Below are 17,512 nucleotides of genomic sequence, written 5' to 3' on the forward strand. Positions count from 1 at the left end.
GGCCGGGAAAGGAAGGGACGAACAACCCCCTCTGCTGTCACTCGGGTTTCGTCTCAAGCGAGCCATCCGGGTGATCCCCATCTCCGAGGAATCCGAGGCGGAGTCGCTCAGGGCGTTCGACGACACGGTCGCAAGGATCGAGAAATGCGTCGCGGAAGAGGCCAGGACGGGCCGTGTCATCGCCTCGTGGGAGAAAAATCCCCATAACGAGCCAACCTGCGTGGCGTGTGACTCGAAGACTTACTGCCCAGATCACAAGAAGGATACTTCCCCTCGACTTCCTGGTGTCAAGGTAACGCCTTGAGGGGCTGAGTCAATCAGCCCCGGCCGCTTCACTTGACCCCAGAGTGACAACCTATGACCCTCAGCCATCCAGGGACTTTTCGATTGACTGAGTGGTGTACATCAGCCTGTGAGTTGAGAAGGGTAGTGCCGTCTGGCACGCCGCGGCCAGGTTGCAGAGTGCCAGATGGAGACGATCCGCCGGCGAAGGATCGGCGATTGCGATGTCCGGGCGTCCCCAGAGCCTGCCATCGACGGCGAGCTTGACGTAGGAGCTCGAATCGACCGAGTCGACCCCGTGCCGGAAGAGCTCGGCGACGATATCCGGCTTGCCCAAGCCGAACACGTGCAAGGGCCGGTCACCGATCTCGCCGCGGACCGCATCGACGATCTCCAGGACCGCCTTCAAGTCTCGGGCCCGTGGGACCAGGCCTCCGATTGCCACTCCGTCGAATGGGCTCCCGGCGTACTCCCTGGCACAGGTCCGGGCCTTCTTCGCGTCCCAGGCCTGCACGCAGGCGTACAACCTCAGATCTGACCGCCGTCGGTTCGCGAGGGCCCAATGGGCGTTCGCGATCGTCAGGGATTGGCGGACTTTCGCGTCGGCCGGCTTCGTCCCCGGCGGGATCGGGAAGTCGAGCGTGAAGGCGACGTCCGCGATCTGCTCCTGCAACTCCAGGGCATCCAGCGGGGTCAAGAGTTGGCTCGTCCCATCGACCATTCGTTCAATGCACCCGAGCCCATTCCTCTTCCGAACCTGGGAATCCTTGAACAGGGCGGAGAAGCCGCCCGAATCGACGAGGAGTGGCAAGTTCGGCCGATCGTTCAGGTCCCGGTTCTTGGCGTAGTGATAGCTGACCATCATCGCCGGGGCCAGGCGAGGGAGATACGGCCTGACGAGATCGTCCAGGGGGTACTCCTCCCCGAACGTGGTGACGGGGACGTAGGCGGGGAAGCGGATGATGCCGCTTCGGGTCTTCAAATTTCGTGCGGTCGGTTCCACGGTTCTTGCGATCTCCCGCCCGGGGACGGGGCTTCGAACCAGAGGTCCCGCAGGTTGATCGGGCCTGACGACCGGTCGTTCTCGGTCGTGTTCACTGCCGCGTAGAGTGATCGATCACCCCGGGCGAGGCGGACGGCCAGGACATGCTTGCACGTCTGGCCTTTCCTAGCGTCCGGGCAATCGCAAACCCAGTCCGATCCCTGCTGCCTCACCACGTGCGGTTCGAGCCCTCCCCAGACGTGATACGTACCCTCGCCGGCGGGTCGGAGCTTGAGGTCCAGGGAACGGCGGAGTCGATAGGGATCGATCCCGTGACTCTTCCATTCCGGGGCTTCCGGAAATGTCGGTGCCGACGCACGGGATTCACGGTACCAGTAGGCGGATCGCGTCCGGACGAGATCGACGGCGGCTTCCGTCCATTTCCGGGCACGACGCAAGGACATCCCCGGCATCGCGGCCAGGGTTTCCGGTTCCGCCTGGGCGAGAGATTCCAGATCGGTGATCTCCGCCAACTTGAGCCGGCGGGCCCAGGCGGGTCCCAGGCCCGGGATCAGGGTCAGCGTGATGACCTCCTCGTCGAGACCGGCCTGCACCATCCGTTGAAGAGCGTGAATCTTCTCCGCCAAGCTCACCTCCTGTTCGATCGACGGGGAGTTCTGGTCGTCCTCCGTCTTCTCAATCCGCTGGATGTCGGCCATCGCGGTGAGTAGGCGTTCGAGAGACTCCTTCAGACGGAGTATCTCGAACGGGTAACAACCGGAGAGTTCCGCCACCTGTTCCGCGTCCCCGGTGCGTGTCCAGGCTCGGCCCACGCTCGCCATCTTCAAAGCCGCCAGGAGCCGTTTCCCCCTAACCCCGAGGCGTTGTTCCAGATCGGATCGGGCCTTGCCCAAGAATTGCGAGTTCTCACGAGCGAGGGCGTCCGCCAAGTCGTCGAGCTCCTCGAAATCGACCGGCAGCACCGGCTCGCAGTCGGAACTCGATGCGGCGATGAGCAAGAGGTCCAGGAAGGATGCCGCGGGTTCGTCCTCCAGGGCGGCCTGGAAGAGCTGGACGGTCGCCGGTTCCAGGAGGTGGCGTGCCGCGATCCGTCCCAGTCGCGTGGGAAGGAGCCGGATCTCCCCGGAACCCGGCTCGCGATCCGTGTCGTCGCGAACCAGATCCGCCTCTTGCATCTGCCAGAGGAGTTTGTTGAGGTCGGGCAATCGGTCCTGGTGGGCCGCGAGCGATTGCCCGAAGGTGCGGCTCAATTGTCCGGCGGTCCGGGAGAGCCCGCTACTGAGCTCCGCCAAGATCTGCTCCGCGAGGTACCGTGGTTGGCACAGGCCCGAACGGACCGGCTCGAAGATTCCCCGAGAGTAGCCGTCCGCCGCCCGGTCCCACGTGGGCGTCAAGAGGACCGCCTCGCCAGACGGGTCAAGGCCGGGCCTGCCCGCACGGCCGACCCTCTGCCAGACCTGGTTGGTGGGGAGCGGCCGGAACTCGCCGCCATCGAAGAACTGCACGTCGTAGAGCACGACCTGTCGGACCGGCAGATTCAACCCCATCTCGAGGGTGGATGTCGCCACGAGCACGTCTAACGTCCCACGTCGGAATCCGTCCTCGATCTCCTTCCGAGAGGCATGGTTCAGGCCGGCGTGATGGTGTCGGGCTCGAAGACCCTTTTCTGCCAAGAACCGACTCAACCCTTCGGCCCGCCGCCGGCTCTGGACGAAGACCAGGCTCTTGCCACCCTGTTCCACGCACCGGCATACCTCGGCCCAGAGTAGCTCCGGCTTCTCGTCGGCCTTGCGGAAGCGGACGATCCGCCAGTCGATCGGGATTGGCCGCCAGTCGGAGGTAAACTCCACGCCCTGGAGCCACGATGCCAGCTCCACCCGGTTACCCAGGGTCGCGGAAAGTCCCAAGACCTGGACGAACGGGTTGAGACGCTGGAATCGCGAGATGGCCCCCTCCAGGCGGGCACCACGTTGCCGATCGCCCAGGAGGTGAATCTCGTCCACGACCAGCAGGTCCACCTCCGGAATCCAGCCCCAGTGGGACCGCCAGGATCGCGTGCAGGCATCCAGTCGCTCCGGGGTCATGACCAGCAACCGAGCGTCGTAGTAGCTGACTGGGTAGGGCCGTTTGGAAGTCCCGTACTCACCCGTGAAGACGCCCACCGGTGAAGGGTCGAATCGATCCCGCCAGCGATCCATCAATTCGGTGGCCAGGGCCCGCAAAGGCGTGAGGTAAATCGCCCTCCTGCCCCGCCCCAGCACCTGGGCGATGGATTGTTCGGCCAGCCAGGTCTTCCCGCTTCCGGTCGGCATCTGGAGGACGCAGCTGAACCCCGAATCGATCAGCCCGCGTTCCAAGATGGCGGCTTGGGGTGGAGTCAGTGACAAGAATAATCCTCCAGGCCTTGAGGTAGCCGAATGAGTTCCGAAGGCGTCTTGATGCGGGGCCGAACGTTGGGGGCCGATGAAAGCATAACCGCCGAAATCGGTCAATCAGAGTAGGCGTTTGGTATTCCGAACGCCGACAGATTATAATGATCGATGTGCGGAGGTATCCGTGGACGCGAACGATCGGGCTGCCGAGAATCTCCGGTACTTGCTCTTTACTCGCGGGGAGCCTCGCGCGCTCTGGGCGGATCGAGTGACGGAGTGGGCTGGCTGCGACCGTCGCCGTGCCATGCGACTCCTCCGTTCTGGCCGGTTCACACCGAGCGAGCAAGACCGGATCACCAGGGTTTGCGAAGTCTCGACCGAGGAGTTGCGGTTCGGACGACTCGTCCCCGACCGGCCGGATTTGATTCTCCAAGAGAACCTTCGCTATTTGCTGGACATCCTGGAACACGGCGAGCAGAAGCGTCTGGCGGGACTGCTTGAGATGGAGACGGGTACGGTCTCTCGGTGGCGGGGGGGCAAGCAACTCCCCGAGCGGAAGACACAGGCAGCATTGGCCCGCTACTTCGGTCTCCCCCCAGGGACGGACCTCCAGGCCGACCCGGTCTTCCTGTCCTACCCGCCGGCCGACGAACGTCAGAGACGACATTGGCTCCGGGAGCGGATCGAGTCCATCTCGCCGGACCTACTTGGGGAACTCTTCCCCGCCCTGGAACGACTCCTCGAGGACGAATGAGAAGGCTTGACTGCGGCACAACAGGGACCACTGGACGGCAAACCCCTCCAGACTGGTCGGCATTCGGGCTGCTCCCTCCCTGGGATCAGGTCGTAGAACTCCTTGCCCCAGCGACCCGCCCCCGATCAATCCAGGTCAAGGCTCTCGGCGAATTACGGGTGTTGGACGGGCGACGGAACTTGATCGTGGCGGCCCCAACCAACGGAGGGAAGAGCCTCGTCGGCCTGCTGATGCTCCTGGAGGCAGTGCGGCGAGGCCGACGTGCCATCCTGCTCGAGCCCCTGCGGGCAATCGCCCGGGAGAAGTATGACGAATTATCACCGCTCGTCCCCGGGCTCGGGCGTTTGCTGGGCCGTCCGGTCGAGGTCCGCCTGACCACCGGCGACTATCGCCTGGACGACGAGTTCTTCTCGCAGGCCCCTCCAAGGTCGGGTGAGCTGATCATCGCGACTCCCGAGCGGCTGGACGCGATCCTCCGTAACGCGGCCCACGAGGATTGGGTCGCCACGATCGGGGCAGTCTGCCTGGACGAGGCTCACCTGATCGGTTCGACGCACCGTGGGCCGGTCCAGGAATTCCTTCTCACCTCGCTCCTCTGCCGCCCCGAACCCCCGCGGCTGATCTTGCTGTCGGCCACAATCGGGCAGCCGGACCGGATTCAAGCCTGGCTCGCTCCCTGCGACGTGGTGCACGAGGGCGATCGGAACCCGCCCCTGCACAAGGAAGTGCTGGCCCTGGATCCGGGCGAGGATCCCTCCCAAGCATCGGTCGATTGGGCCCGGAGAGTACTGGACGATCCCGGTGCCTCCGCCCTCATCTTCGTCTACCAGACGAGGTCGGCCGAGAAGTTGGCCCGACAGATCCACGAATCGATCGACGGGGCGGCGGGGCCGGTGGGTCCGCTGGCTTACCACGCCCAACTCAGCATGCAACGCCGCCGTGAGGTCCGAGAGGCTTACGCCTTGGGTGATTGCCGCTGCGTGGTGACGACCACGGCGTTGGCCTTGGGGGTCAACCTGCCGGCAACCCACGTCCTGGTCCGCGACAGTACGTTTCCGGGTGTCGGTCCCCTACCGACGGCGGAGTTGCTCCAGATCCTGGGTAGGGCCGGTCGGCAGGATCGGGCCGGTCGGGGGTCGGTCCTGCTCCGCCCCGAAGACGCCTGGCAGCCGTCCGAACTGTCCTCCGCCCTGAGAGACGAGACGGTCCTTCCGCTGACGTCTTCCTTTGATAGATCCATGGCTCGGTTCTCGCGAACTCGGCCTCCCAATATCGCTGAACTCGAGCCGCTTGCCACCGCCATCGCAGGCCTCCTGGCCCGGTCGCCCGAGGAAGGATGTCGCCTCGAAGACCTGGAAGTCTTCATGCGACGGAGCCTCGGAGGAAGTGGTCTCGTGGGGCTACTCGGCCCAGGGCTCTCGTGGCTGTGCGATCCGTCCCGTCGGCTCGCCTTTCGGGATGAGCTGGGCCGATATCGCCTGACGGTGCTCGGCCGGAATGCGACCAAAGCCGTCCTGCCACTGCCGGTCGCGGCTGGCGTGGGGCAGTTGTTTCGGGACCTGCTGAGCCTCGATCCCGAAGACGACATCCTAGCCGGCTGGGGCCCCTTGGACCATCTCATCGCCCTGGACCTGCTGTCGGGCCGGTCCCCCCGGCTCCGGAGTTTCAGTCAGCGATTGGGTGAGCAACTGGAGGGCTGGATGGAGGCCCACCCGGATTCCCCCTCAGTGCTATATCGCCGCTGGATTGTTGGCCAGTCCGGCTTCTCGCGGGCCGAAGAGGTTTTCGGTTCCCTCGGACTGGTCCCCGAGGCAAACGGTAAGGTGGACGGGGTCGAGGCGGCACGCCGCATGGCCTATCTGTCCGTTTTCCGGTCGGTGGTGCTCTTAGAAAGGGGCCGGGGACAGGTCATAGCCGATCTGGAGCGACGGTGGTCCGTGACGGGTCTCGAGGGGGTCGAGGAACGCTGGCGGGACGACGTAATCTGGCTCGCGACGTCATTGGCCCGCACCCTAGAACTGAGGTGTTTCTATCATCATCTAGTCGAGTCTTGCGGGGCTAACGAAGGGCGAATCCGGAGGGTGCGAGGCATCCTGAGGCAATTACGTCAGCAACTCTACGAATTGCAGGACCATCTGAAATATTGCTCACCGTTGGGTCCGGTGCTCCGTGGGCTCCGCCGGGTCATCAATCCCGGCCAGGGGAACCTTGCGGGGGTGCAGACGATCCGGCGGCTGGAGGAGTCCGGGATCCGGACCCTGGCCGATCTGGCGAAGTCGACGGAGGAGGATCTGGTCCGCCTGGGGATCCAGCGGCGATTCGCGGCCCAGATCCTGACGTACGTGCGACGTCGGCTCCAATAACCCCGCGGGATGAACCCGGGCGAAGGTGGTGGGTTCGCCCGGAGAGAACGCGAAACAGCTCACGCCCATCTCGTCGGATGAATTCAGTCATCCAGCCAGGTCCGGAGTCGGGCGTGGCGGAGTCGACCCGATTTGGCCGCTTCGTCCTGGCCTGTGATCAGAGCACGACGACCCAGGTAGCCCGGGTTCAGGTGTGGGGTGTCCGGCCGATAGGTTTGGGTCATAGCCCGTCTCTCCGTGTCGCTCCATGAGGAGACCCAGGCGACGGTCCGAACAGACCCATCCGATTGACGGGTGCCGAATTCTAGGGCTCCGACCAACTTCTCGTGACCGTGGCCCGGGGTACCCGGCTTGGATCCGGTGACGAAGGCTTCGACCGTGGTCTCCCGTTTGCGTTTGAGCCAGTGACCGACCCGACGGCCCGGCTCGTAGGGTTCGTCCAGTTGTTTCCAGACCGTCCCCTCCCCGCCGGCATCGAGGATACGGTCGTGGATGCTGGGTCGGCCGATGGTGAAGGTCGGGACGGGCTCCAGGTGGGGATTATCTGCCTCGGCGAGAGCTTGGGTCAGGATGTCGAGTCGGTCCCGGAGTGGCTCCCGGGTGACGTCGGTGCCCCTGAAATTCAGGATGTCGAACGCGTGGAACCGGAGGCGGTTTTCGGGTTGAGTCTGCATCTGACGGGCCTGCTCGGGGCTGGTGGACAGGATCGCCGTTGCGGCCTGGAGTGGGTGTTGGGCGATGGTCCGGCCGGTGTCGAGAGATGAGGCCGGAAAGACCAACTCACCGTCCAGGATGCTGCCGTCGAGCCGGGAGAGCCCGGTCGTGAGGTGAAGCAGGTTGGCTTGAAACTCGCCCAGGCGGTAGGTGACCTCGCTGACGCAACGGCTGGTGATGCGGACCTGGGGACCCTCTACGTGCAGCAGAGCTCTTACCCCGTCGAGCTTGGGGGAGACGACCCAGCCAGGTCCGTGTTCGATCCGACGGGCGTCTTCTGGGATGAGATCGGACCAGTTGCCCAGGAGCATGGGCTGGACCTGAGGCGGGAGCGGCCTGCCTGGGTGGTTCTTGAGCCAATGGTAATTCCGCAAGGCGGCGATGTAGGGTTCTTTGCTCGGTCGACCGTGAGAGGCCACCTCTATCCTGAGGGTGGCACATTCCCGTTGCAGTTCGGATAGCGACTTCATGTGTCCTCCGTTCGGTTCTCGTCCCTCCCGCGTACCCCGCCTGAACGCCGCATACTTTGCTGAGGATGCTTATCCTTCGGGACTGGGGGAGGCGATCTTCAGCGGTGGCAGAGACGGCAGCTGGTGCAGGTCATGTCGGGTCGACGCGGGGCGGCGATCTCGGTCGGGCAAACGACCGAGTGGAGAAGGCGGGAGGTTGGATGGCCCCGAAGGGGGCGAATCCGGAAGACCAGGTCTCCGGTCGGCTGCTCGTCGCGTTCGGTCTGCAGGTAGGCGACACGCACCCCTGATGGAATGTCGGTGGGAAGCCCGGTCTCGGCGTCGTACGAATACCACAACCGAACGTTCGGCAGGCGGACCAACTCGTCTAGAGTCTGGGCAATGCGAGGAATCCGCCAGGATCGGGTGTAGGCGTAGAACGTCGTCCGGGGACAGCGGCGTGCGATGGCGGCCCACGAGTCGACGTAATCGGCATCGTAGAAGTCGCCGCTGACGTGGATTCGGAGGGTATGCACGCCCCGTCTATGAACCTCGGCGGCTATGCGGACAACGAAGTCCTCGGACTGGGCGGCAGACAAGTTCCCGGAGAGGCGGGCCTGCATGGCTCGAGTCCTGAACCGCCCCGAGCGGGCGTAGCAGACGCGAGTACAGAGGTCGGATCGGCCGGGACAGGTTTCGATGGCCGGCAGGGACCAGGCGTGGATGCCCTCGCCGAGCTTGCCGTTGCCGCGGGTCAACAGGTTGCGGGTGTGAGACAAACGGATACCTCCTCGTGGCTGGGTCGGCCCAGGACTCCGCCCAGAGAGGGGCGGAGGGGGCGACCATGACGAGGGATACCCGAGGGGACGGAGGTGGGCTCGGGATGCGTCCCGGTCGGTCGGGACGGTGGAGGCTTTAGCGGAGAAGGTTATCAGAATGGTGAAGTGGCGATGGGTGGCCGTAAGCCGCTCAGCCTGACAGGTCCGGTCATGAATCGTCCGGGATGGCTTCCCTGGTCGACTCCTCGACGAATGGCTTCGTCAGGGGCCGTCATTCGGGGTGGCGGAAGGAGCCGTCCGGGGCCCGGTCGAAAATAATCGTGCCGAAGCATTCCTTGGGCCGGGGACTGCGGCCGAAGATGACCCGATTGCCCCTCGGTGGCTGGGCATCAGTGGGTTCGCGTATCAAAGACGAAGACAGGCTCCCCGGTGCGGGACCAGCGGGGGTTGAGTCTGAACAGAGGACGAATGTGGAAGTCGAGGTAGCCGGCGATTGCCCTCAGCATCTCCTCCCGATATCTGTCCGCGTCGACGACGTACCCCCTCAGCGGGAAAAAAACTCCTGATCGAGGGTCGGTAACGGACGAGTATTCGCTCATTCCTTCCAGGGCGGCTTTGAGGGAATCGCAGCCCTCTTGGACAGCCACGAAGTGCTCGAAGTCGTAGTCATCGCCATCGTCGAGGTCCCGGAAGATGAGCCGGAATCGCTCGAAATTGGCCTCGTCGTAGATCAGCGGGCCGAGGAGGAGGTGGGGGACTATCTCACTGGTCATGAATCGCTCGTGAATCCGGGTGCTGTACAAGATGTCCCGGACCTTGGCCAAGAGGCGATTGTAGTAGGCCAACAGGGCATCTCTGTGTCGTTGGACACGGGCTTCGAGCTCTTGCCGGGTTGGTGGCGGGAAACGTCTCTGGAGCAGTTCGATGTTGTCGAACGGTAGCCGCCCTCCGATCATCATGTTCACAGATCGTACGACCATGATCGGTTAGCTTGCTGAAAGAGAGTAGTCTTCGTCCTCTGCATCCAGGAACTCGGCCAAGGATCGACGGGTCGAAACCACCTCGGTCCAGTGGGATTTGAGTTCTTGATCGTCGAGGAGGATACACCAGATGGGGAGCGGGCACGTCTCCTCATCAAGGTCCGCCTGAGCGGAAGCAAGGTCATGGTAAAGCTGGGCGTAGTTCTCGAAATTGATCGGGTCGGCAATGGTGCCGGTTGGCAGGGTCTGTGTCGTCATCGAATCCTCCGAGATGATGGTCTGATAGTCCGAGTCAAAGGTCGAGGCAGCTATCTACCTTCGTTAGACCGTTCCTCTCCTTTGTGATCGTGGAATCGAGGTAGTTTGATGGTTGGGTCGAGATCGGGGTCAACGCGGGGCGGTTCCTCGAACCCGATGCACTTAACGTAGGCTACTAGGGAGGCGTCCAGTAGGAGGGCGGCGGGGAGCCGGGTCTGTTCGCGAAGTCGATGGAACCAGGTCTGGAATTCGGGGCCACCCTTCAGGACGGCAATGGTCACCTTGTCGGGGGTACGGGGTGTGGGGGTGTCAGCCACAGGTCTCCTCGCTCCACCAAGGATTTCTCGCAGTCTCCATCTGATACCCCTGTCGAACCGGGGTTACTCGCGGAGGATCTCTTAGACCTGACGTCAACCGGGCTCATAGTCCAGGTATCCGGATCGAACCGGGCGTACTCGGTGACACTACCATCAGCCTCACGGTATCCCCTGGAAACTGTTGGTTTGTCTGGAGGAAGCCCAGGCCGGGCAGGTGCCCGACCCATCTCCGGAGGTGACACAGCGTCACGGTTGATACGGCTGGCCGGAGCCAGGATGCGGCACTCGCCAAGAATCATCGACGGGTGAGGTAAGGGGTCGGCCGAAGTAGGTCTTAAATTGGTTCGCAATGCCGCCGCAAATCTTGAACGGGTGCTCCGAGTGGGCCAGTGCTAGCAGTCCCTCGAAGCCGCACTCCCGGAAGATTTCGGCGATTACGTCATCCTTCAAAAGGTCAGTAAACGCCAACTTCGCGAAGTTGTCCAACTCCAGGTACTCCAAGTCCGCCCGGCTCATCCGTAGCCTTCGGTGGAGCTTCTCACCCTCGGGTGTCCCTCGCATGGTAATCAAGAGGAATGTCTTCACCAGTACCTTATCGGCAATCCGCTCAGCGACGAGGTAACCGACAAGATATTCCCCGAGCCTGACGTCCACCAGAAGATGGCCGTCCCGCCCGGGGGTGACTTGGGGATGACGGAGAGCTTTCACCAAGAGGTAGTGCAGGGAGCGATCGCTCGCAACCACCCCGAGCCGCCTGTAAGCCTGTGTGATGGCGTGACTCTGGATATAGACCGGGAACTGGCTGCTCGTGTCCAACCCGAGGACCTGGCCGTCCCAGCTGATCCAGGTGATCTCCCCCGTGTCATAGTTCTCCATGGATCCGCATCGGAATGCTCTACGCCGGATCCCGCCGCTTTCGATCGAAAGAGCCTCTGGCTTGGTCCGACCCACAGTCGTCGTGCAGGTGAATCTGCCGCCTTCGGGGTCGGCCTGATGCCTGACTGTGTAAATGGGGCCGTCCAGGCGGCTATTGAAGGCCAGGAACCTTTGGATGGTCTCGTGAAGCTCCGTGATTAACTCGGGCTCGTGCCTTTGAACGAACAGCATCAGGAGGCCACGAGTCCGCCCCCATTCCCGCCTCTCGTCGAGGGTGGGTGATGACCATTCCCAGCACCGGATGAGGTGGTAGAGACCGACGCAGACCGTGAAGAAATCGGCGTGGCTCAGGCTGTCGCGACCAATGCGAATGCTGACCTTCTCGAGGTCGCGGCCGAGCTCCTTAGCCTTGGAACTCACGTCTTCGTCCGACGCCAGGGTGGGATCGGGGACGACGATCGGCTTGGGGAAGAGGCGGGAGAGGATCGAGGTGAACTTTTCACCGAACTTGCTCCTCATTTCGTGCAGGCCCATCAGGCCCAGAACGCGGTCGAAGTTATGTCGTCGCTGACATTGAGTCCGATGGTCGTCCTTCACCCTCCTCCTTCGTTTTTCGATGACCCGGATGCGACGGCGGCTCATGCTTTTACTCCTACTGAGTCAGGGGTTGGGGATCGTCGGGGCCTGAGGGGCAGTAATTGGTTCCTGTGGCAATGCTCCGCGAAAGTCTCTTTGAGAAGTCGACGGCTTTGGATCGTCCAGGTCCCTGTATTGCGTCCAGAACCCTGCGGTCGTAAGGATGTGGGATAGCTGTTCGTTGGATTGATCCACGAGTCCATCTAGGTTTCCGCAGGACAATTCCAGCTGATCGTCGAGGTCCTTCCCCGCAACCTCGGGGTCTCGCTTTACCGCAGCGGCGAACTGGCTGGTAAAGCTGAGCGGGAAACTTCGGACATAAGGGCGTTAAACTCACCGAATCTGCTGATCGCCGATCGGAGAGAGCTCGAGCAAGGCGGCCGCCTCCTCGTAGGGGGATGGAACAAAGACCCCGGGTGCGTTGGTTCTGCGGCTTCGAGGATGGCTTGCGGGATCTGGAGATCGGCATGGAATTTGGCTCATGGATGGAACCTTCTTGGTCGAGTGGTTGAGCTCGGTTGTCGTAGGAAATACCCGGTCTATTGATCCTTCACTCCCGGACGAGGATGAGCGACCGCAGCGTGCCGTGTTGCCGCGGCGAACGGACCGAGCCATCCCGGCAAGTGAGTGGCTGTGACACTCTGATGCCCTGGCATCGAGACCTTCGACACACTGCTGGGAAAGAGCCGGCGAGATCCCAGGTACGATGGCCCTCGTGGATTCGATCATGGAGTTTCAGCTGGCCTTTCCGCTCTCGCGATCAGCTCGGCCAGCCGGGATTCCCGCTGGATCCTCAAACGCTCGGCATGCACTCTTGCCCGTCCAATGCTCTCATCGGCGGAGAGAGTCATGCGAGTTGCTTGCCTCGGCTTGCAGATGAACTCCTGCTCGCTCCTGACGTCGTGGTAAGCGAGCACCGCCCCCTCTGAGACTTCAGCGGTGAGCACCGCGGGTGACGGCAGGTCGAGGCGGGTAGCGAACCAGCACGCGACTTCGAGCGATCGCGTCCAACTGTACCCTCGGAGTCGTCTGGCCCTCCCGGTGCCCGCAATGCCGCGGTAGAGATGGAAAGGGCCTGGGCCGGGAAGAGGTTCGCCGGCCTGCCTGAGCCGAATGGGATCGGCCTCGCCAAACAGCCAGTCCATCCATCCATCCGACCACTCGTGATGATTGACCCTGCAGCTCGTGAAAGCGGCGAGTAGCGATTGCTCGTAGATGCCCCGTTCTTTCAAGGGACGGAAGTTGTCGACGACGAGTTGGAGCCTCTCGCAGCTTGCTTTGAATACAAACGCGTGGGCATCACCGTCCTGGAACGCCAGTCGTGCGTGGTCTTGAAGGCGTTCTTCAACGCAACGTAAATTTAGTGACACGAGCATAAGCTCACTCGCTTGTGAGTAGAACAGGACCGGGACGACGCTGGGCAGGACCGACCGCAGGAGCGTCAACAAGGTCGATCGATTTGGCTGACCCACCGTTGTCAGCGTTAAGACCCCCGGGAACCAACTGCGTCTGTGCAGTAGTTCCCGTGGTGGCCCGATACCTCGTGCTGAAAAACTGGAAAGCAGACGTTTACCGCATGTCTTGGAGAGGACCGCTGCTACCGGTTATGCTTTTGACCATGGCGGGTCAGTGCGGCCTGTTGTGCGAGGTCCGGGCGATCTCCGCCTTGCCAAGAAGCCAAACCAACCCGAATCCGTTTTCGGAACTCAGTCCAAATAATGCGGATGGTTTCTAATAGTCAGTCTAGATAACAGCATACGCCATGATGAGACTTCTTTCGCCTAGAAAAACTCCGGCCATGAGTTTGCACCGGGCCTCGGGGCAGGCCTTACTGAGGTTCGTTGAGTACAGGGAAGGGAAATGTCGGGGGCCGGTCCGTGATGTCTACCTGGGCTTAGATGGATCGGCGAGAGCCATCGGGAGATATGAAGAAGAGATCCGTGAATGGGTGAGTCGGTCGCTACACGTGGGATGGGGTCCGGCGGGGTGGCAACCGGCCACGACGGGTCACGAGGGGGTATTGACTGTCGAGGGCCTGGTCGCGGGCTACCGGCGGCACTTGGACGAGGTTTGGGGCGTGGAGTGGCAGCGAGGCGAGATGAGTTCGGAAGAAGTCCTGGAGTATAGGACGGCACTCGAAAGAGGTCGGGAACTAACTCGTGAGGGGCGGCCCCGGAAGTTGGGTCAGGAAGTACGTTGGATGGGAGACAGGCAGTTGGTTCGCAAGGGCAAGCTGTTTGTACTCGAGGCTCGTCGTCGTTACGGGCACCTGGATGCCTGCATAAAAAGGCTTTGGGCTGCACAAGTGCTGCAAGACCTGATTGATAAGTTCGGGCCGATGTCCGTGGCGGTCATCGGTGATCGTGAACTTCGACGACTCAGGAAAGCCTGGGACGCCCGGGGGCACTCGCTGAGTGATCGCAAGTCGGGAATGGAGGTCGTACGAGATGCGTACTGTCATGTGATTGGGAGGGAAGCCCGGGCCCCTTGGGATCTGGATCGAAGCCAACTCGAACGGAACGCCGACAGGTTTGGACTCGATCGCGGGGTCGTAGGACCAGACGGACGTTGGGTGCGGACTCATTAGCGGTCTGCGATGTGGTCGAGGACACGGCCGTGGATCCGGAGCCAGCCCTGGATCACGATCCTTGGTGGTCGGATCTGTCGAAGCGAGTGCGAGGATGCAATTGGTCAGCTGCATTAGCAAGATTCTCACACCAGAGTTTCTGTCTGGGGAGGCAATGTTATAGTTTTGAAACGATGCTCACAGAAAGAGCCGAGAAGTCAGTGGATCGAGTGCTTAGCTGCGGGCGATTGGCGTCCGTCGAAGCCCGCACCGGGCAAAGGAACTGCCTATTACCGAGAGGTCGCAATGTGTCATGTCTTTTACATGAAAGATCATAATTGTCCGGATGTTTGGGTTTATCACATCGACTCCCGCGGAAAATGCCCAGAAGTGGATGGTTGGGGTGATCGTAAATTCGATACGGTGGTTGAGGTGAAGTTCGCCCTGCTGAATCGTCTCGCCGATGGCCTGGGTAAGTGAGGGCAATGGCTCCCGGAGTTTCGGGGTTCGGGTTGCAAACTTGCAGGACTCGTTCGAGATGTGCTCTCATCGAGTCCATGCGGCATAATGGGTATTTCCTGGGAAATGTAAAGTGTTCAAGTGGATGAATTGGTTTGCCGTTCCGGGATTGGGGAGCTGGACTTGAGACCAGTAAGTTCCCACCATTCCGTACACGGAGTGAAGTTGGTCAACTCCAGTGGATTCCGTTATTCTTATTGAACTAAGTTCAATAGCTTGAGCAGTATAAATCAATGGCATATAGATGAATAATTGACTCTAATCAGCCAAAGCGATGAAATAGCCAACAGTCGGGACCGTTTGCCTGATCTCAAAACTTCGCAGACTTGAAAGTCGAGTGATTGAGCGGTGAAGCCCATAGGTGGGAGTCGTTCGCGTGAAGTGCAAATGACTGGATGAGATGCAAGAGAGCTTGGGCCAGTAGCCGTTCGGACTTGGACCAGGATTTAGGCGGGGAAGTTTGGACCAGCTCGATGTTTGGGGTACTGGCTTTTCAGGTTGAGCCGGTGGGCCCGATTGATGACCGATTAACGGGAGTTGCTCAGGATCGCCATGATCTTCTGACCTGGTCGTTGCCGTGATGTTAGGAGTTGCTTGAGGGCGGTCGAAGGAATAAGCCCCCCAGTTTCACCAGAGCTCTGCCAACTGGACTTTCCGAGGTTCATTTTTGAGGAGCCGGGAGGTCAACCTCCCGGCTTGAATGGAAGATCGTGGGATCGCGAGCCTGGATTACCGGTCTCCGATGGAACACGACCGGGTCACACTTGTTGGCTCCTCCCGCTCGCAAAAGTCGGTGAGCCTTACCAACTCCCGCTCCAAGTGGATGATGATCCTGTCCTTTTGTGACTGGTTCCAGGGGTTGAAGCCGTACTCCAGGTACTTGGAGCCGTTACGGATGGGGTCTTGGAGGAGTTCCGCGGGGATCTCTACAATCAGCAGCGTCCTTGTGGTCTTCGAGAAACAATGCTGATAGTACGCCTGCTCATCGTAATACGCACCGCACTCGACCTGGAAGAGAAGTGGGGTTTTCTCGTTCCTGTCGGAGAACCAATCCTGGATGAAATTGCCCAGATTCCCATCGCCGAGGTCGAACGAGACATCAAAGTTGTAGATGCATCGACCATCGGGAAGTGGCAACCAGATGGTGCAGGTCGTCGGATCGATCTCCACGGAGGTGGAGTAGGATGGCTCCTCTGGTGGGAAGAAGGATTCGACCTCAGCGGCGAGGGCCCGAGTATCGAAGTTCTTTTTATATAGAGAGTAGGTGAAGCTGATTGGTCGCTGATCGGTGTCGAGCTGAGTGGACGGCCGGATGGTCGCTAACTGGACCTGGCCGCCGGGATCTTGCGGCGGAGACCATCGCCATCCTAAACAGGTGGGTCTGGAAGTGTCCATGACGAGGGAAGGGGTTCGAGTCCGGGGGATCCATGGGGCTTCCCCGGGTGTAACGTCCAGGGAGACGCGGATGCAGAACAACTGGCCTTCGATCATCTCGATCCGAATGCTGGGCTTGTGGATTTGGTAGGACATTGCCGTGAAACTCCGTTGAACTGGTTACCCTGGTTGTCAGCGTGGGGGTGGTTCGTCGAAGCCGATCGACTTGGCGTAGATGACCACAGAGGCGTCGAGGAGGAGGGCGGCGGGGAGCCTGGTCTGATCTTGGAGGCGCCTGAACCAGGACTGGAACTCAGGACCGCCCTTGAGGACAGCGATGGTTGACTTGTTTGGAGGTTCACGCTTAGATGCGTCCGGCATGAGACTTCTCCGTGAAGCCAGGAGGTAATTGGATCCACCATCCATTTATCCGGAATAAATCCGAATAAAATTCGGGAACATGTGACTATCGCGAAGAATTTGTGATCGCAGTATCATTATGTTTAAATTACCAAAATCTGATTCGGGTATCTCGTTGATATCAGGATTATCCACGGGCGACCCTCGGCATAGGAATTTTGCTATGCGGGTAGGCAGGGAAGCGGTCGTCTTGCCTGTTGGGCGAATAATTTAGGGCAGGAAGCGGTCGTCGACACTGGAAAATGAGCTGAAGTTCTGGATGGGTTTCGGAGAAGCCGGTATCTGTCTTCAGGTGGAGCGGAAGTAACGGAGCAAGGTGTCTGCCAAGAGCTTCTCGGCACGGGACCAGGATTGGGGCGGGAAGGTTGGCCGAGCCCGGTCCTTGGAATAGAGGGCTTTGACATTCAAGCGGTGGGCCCGGTTGATGACCGAGCGGCGGGTGGTGCCCAGGAGTGAGGCGGTAGGGGTGGGTCCCAGGACGGCGTAGTTTGTTTTGAGGAGTTCATCCCGGGCGGGACTCCAGAATTTTCGTGGCATCGAGGATTTCTCCCGCCTACTCCGTGAAACGTCTCGGACTTCGACGCTAACGGCGATGACCGGTGGTGCAATCCAATGATCAAGCCACCCCAGGTCTCAAGTCGAGGTCCGACGGATAGCTCTCAAAGGGATACTCTTGTCCGATGGGAATACCACAGAGATCGGATGGTCCCAGGCCGGCTTGGCTCGGCGTCCGGAGAATCGGTCGCCGCCCACGGACGCGAGGCGATACCAAGGTGATGAGCGGGTTTACCCAATATAATTCAGGATGGGCTCGCTCAGCAGGGTGAGTGGCTTCCTCCCGTTGGAGTCG

At 61.2% G+C, this 17,512-nt stretch carries 13 protein-coding genes; 3 read left to right on the forward strand and 10 right to left on the reverse strand.

Going from position 1 to position 17,512, the window contains the following annotated elements:
* Positions 1 to 364: 364 nt before the first annotated feature.
* Both BUS42_RS35765 and BUS42_RS35770 read right to left on the reverse strand, forming a co-directional pair.
* Positions 365 to 1,285 (reverse strand): tRNA-guanine transglycosylase, encoded by a 921-nt coding sequence (locus BUS42_RS35765; RefSeq protein WP_074315195.1) that lies wholly within the window; start codon positions 1,283 to 1,285, stop codon positions 365 to 367.
* The gene (locus BUS42_RS35770; protein ID WP_074315197.1) at positions 1,261 to 3,672 is read right to left on the reverse strand and encodes a DEAD/DEAH box helicase; all 2,412 of its coding nucleotides are present in this window, start codon (positions 3,670 to 3,672) and stop codon (positions 1,261 to 1,263) included. Before BUS42_RS35770 ends, BUS42_RS35765 begins: the two co-directional genes overlap by 25 nt.
* Positions 3,673 to 3,841: 169 nt before the next feature.
* On the opposite strand from BUS42_RS35770, the gene BUS42_RS35775 reads away from it, so the two are divergent.
* Both BUS42_RS35775 and BUS42_RS35780 read left to right on the forward strand, forming a co-directional pair.
* On the forward strand, positions 3,842 to 4,411 hold the full coding sequence (locus BUS42_RS35775) for a hypothetical protein (protein WP_074315200.1): 570 nt from the start codon (positions 3,842 to 3,844) through the stop codon (positions 4,409 to 4,411).
* Entirely contained in the window at positions 4,408 to 6,774 is a 2,367-nt protein-coding gene (locus tag BUS42_RS35780; protein WP_074315202.1) for a DEAD/DEAH box helicase, read from the forward strand. Before BUS42_RS35775 ends, BUS42_RS35780 begins: the two co-directional genes overlap by 4 nt.
* 83 nt (positions 6,775 to 6,857) lie before the next feature.
* Here the strand turns inward: BUS42_RS35780 and BUS42_RS35785 are convergent, their stop codons facing one another.
* The 5 genes from BUS42_RS35785 to BUS42_RS35810 form a co-directional block, all read right to left on the reverse strand.
* The gene (locus BUS42_RS35785; RefSeq protein WP_083671052.1) at positions 6,858 to 7,958 is read right to left on the reverse strand and encodes an ATP-dependent DNA ligase; all 1,101 of its coding nucleotides are present in this window, start codon (positions 7,956 to 7,958) and stop codon (positions 6,858 to 6,860) included.
* 98 nt (positions 7,959 to 8,056) lie between these two features.
* Positions 8,057 to 8,716, reverse strand: coding sequence for a GP88 family protein (locus tag BUS42_RS43960; protein ID WP_083671055.1), 660 nt, complete (start codon positions 8,714 to 8,716; stop codon positions 8,057 to 8,059).
* A gap of 389 nt (positions 8,717 to 9,105) precedes the next feature.
* Positions 9,106 to 9,675 (reverse strand): hypothetical protein, encoded by a 570-nt coding sequence (locus tag BUS42_RS35795; RefSeq protein WP_074315206.1) that lies wholly within the window; start codon positions 9,673 to 9,675, stop codon positions 9,106 to 9,108.
* A 27-nt stretch (positions 9,676 to 9,702) separates the two neighbouring features.
* Positions 9,703 to 9,954 (reverse strand): hypothetical protein, encoded by a 252-nt coding sequence (locus tag BUS42_RS35800; protein WP_074315208.1) that lies wholly within the window; start codon positions 9,952 to 9,954, stop codon positions 9,703 to 9,705.
* Between the two features lie 563 nt (positions 9,955 to 10,517).
* Positions 10,518 to 11,789: a hypothetical protein gene (locus BUS42_RS35810; RefSeq protein WP_074315212.1), complete on the reverse strand. Its 1,272-nt coding sequence runs from the start codon at positions 11,787 to 11,789 to the stop codon at positions 10,518 to 10,520.
* A gap of 1,199 nt (positions 11,790 to 12,988) precedes the next feature.
* Here BUS42_RS35810 and BUS42_RS43965 point away from each other — a divergent pair.
* The gene (locus BUS42_RS43965; RefSeq protein WP_159452339.1) at positions 12,989 to 13,141 is read left to right on the forward strand and encodes a hypothetical protein; all 153 of its coding nucleotides are present in this window, start codon (positions 12,989 to 12,991) and stop codon (positions 13,139 to 13,141) included.
* 2,456 nt (positions 13,142 to 15,597) lie between these two features.
* Here the strand turns inward: BUS42_RS43965 and BUS42_RS35825 are convergent.
* The 3 genes from BUS42_RS35825 to BUS42_RS35835 all read right to left on the reverse strand — a co-directional run bounded on the left by BUS42_RS35825 (position 15,598) and on the right by BUS42_RS35835 (position 17,199).
* Complete coding sequence (locus BUS42_RS35825) at positions 15,598 to 16,359, reverse strand: hypothetical protein (RefSeq protein WP_143206623.1); 762 nt, start codon at positions 16,357 to 16,359, stop codon at positions 15,598 to 15,600.
* A gap of 75 nt (positions 16,360 to 16,434) precedes the next feature.
* Complete coding sequence (locus BUS42_RS35830; protein ID WP_074315221.1) at positions 16,435 to 16,623, reverse strand: hypothetical protein; 189 nt, start codon at positions 16,621 to 16,623, stop codon at positions 16,435 to 16,437.
* Between the two features lie 327 nt (positions 16,624 to 16,950).
* Complete coding sequence (locus BUS42_RS35835; RefSeq protein ID WP_074315223.1) at positions 16,951 to 17,199, reverse strand: hypothetical protein; 249 nt, start codon at positions 17,197 to 17,199, stop codon at positions 16,951 to 16,953.
* Between the last annotated feature and the right edge of the window lie 313 nt (positions 17,200 to 17,512).

The organism is Singulisphaera sp. GP187 (genome assembly GCF_900129635.1).
Taxonomy (GTDB): domain Bacteria; phylum Planctomycetota; class Planctomycetia; order Isosphaerales; family Isosphaeraceae; genus Singulisphaera.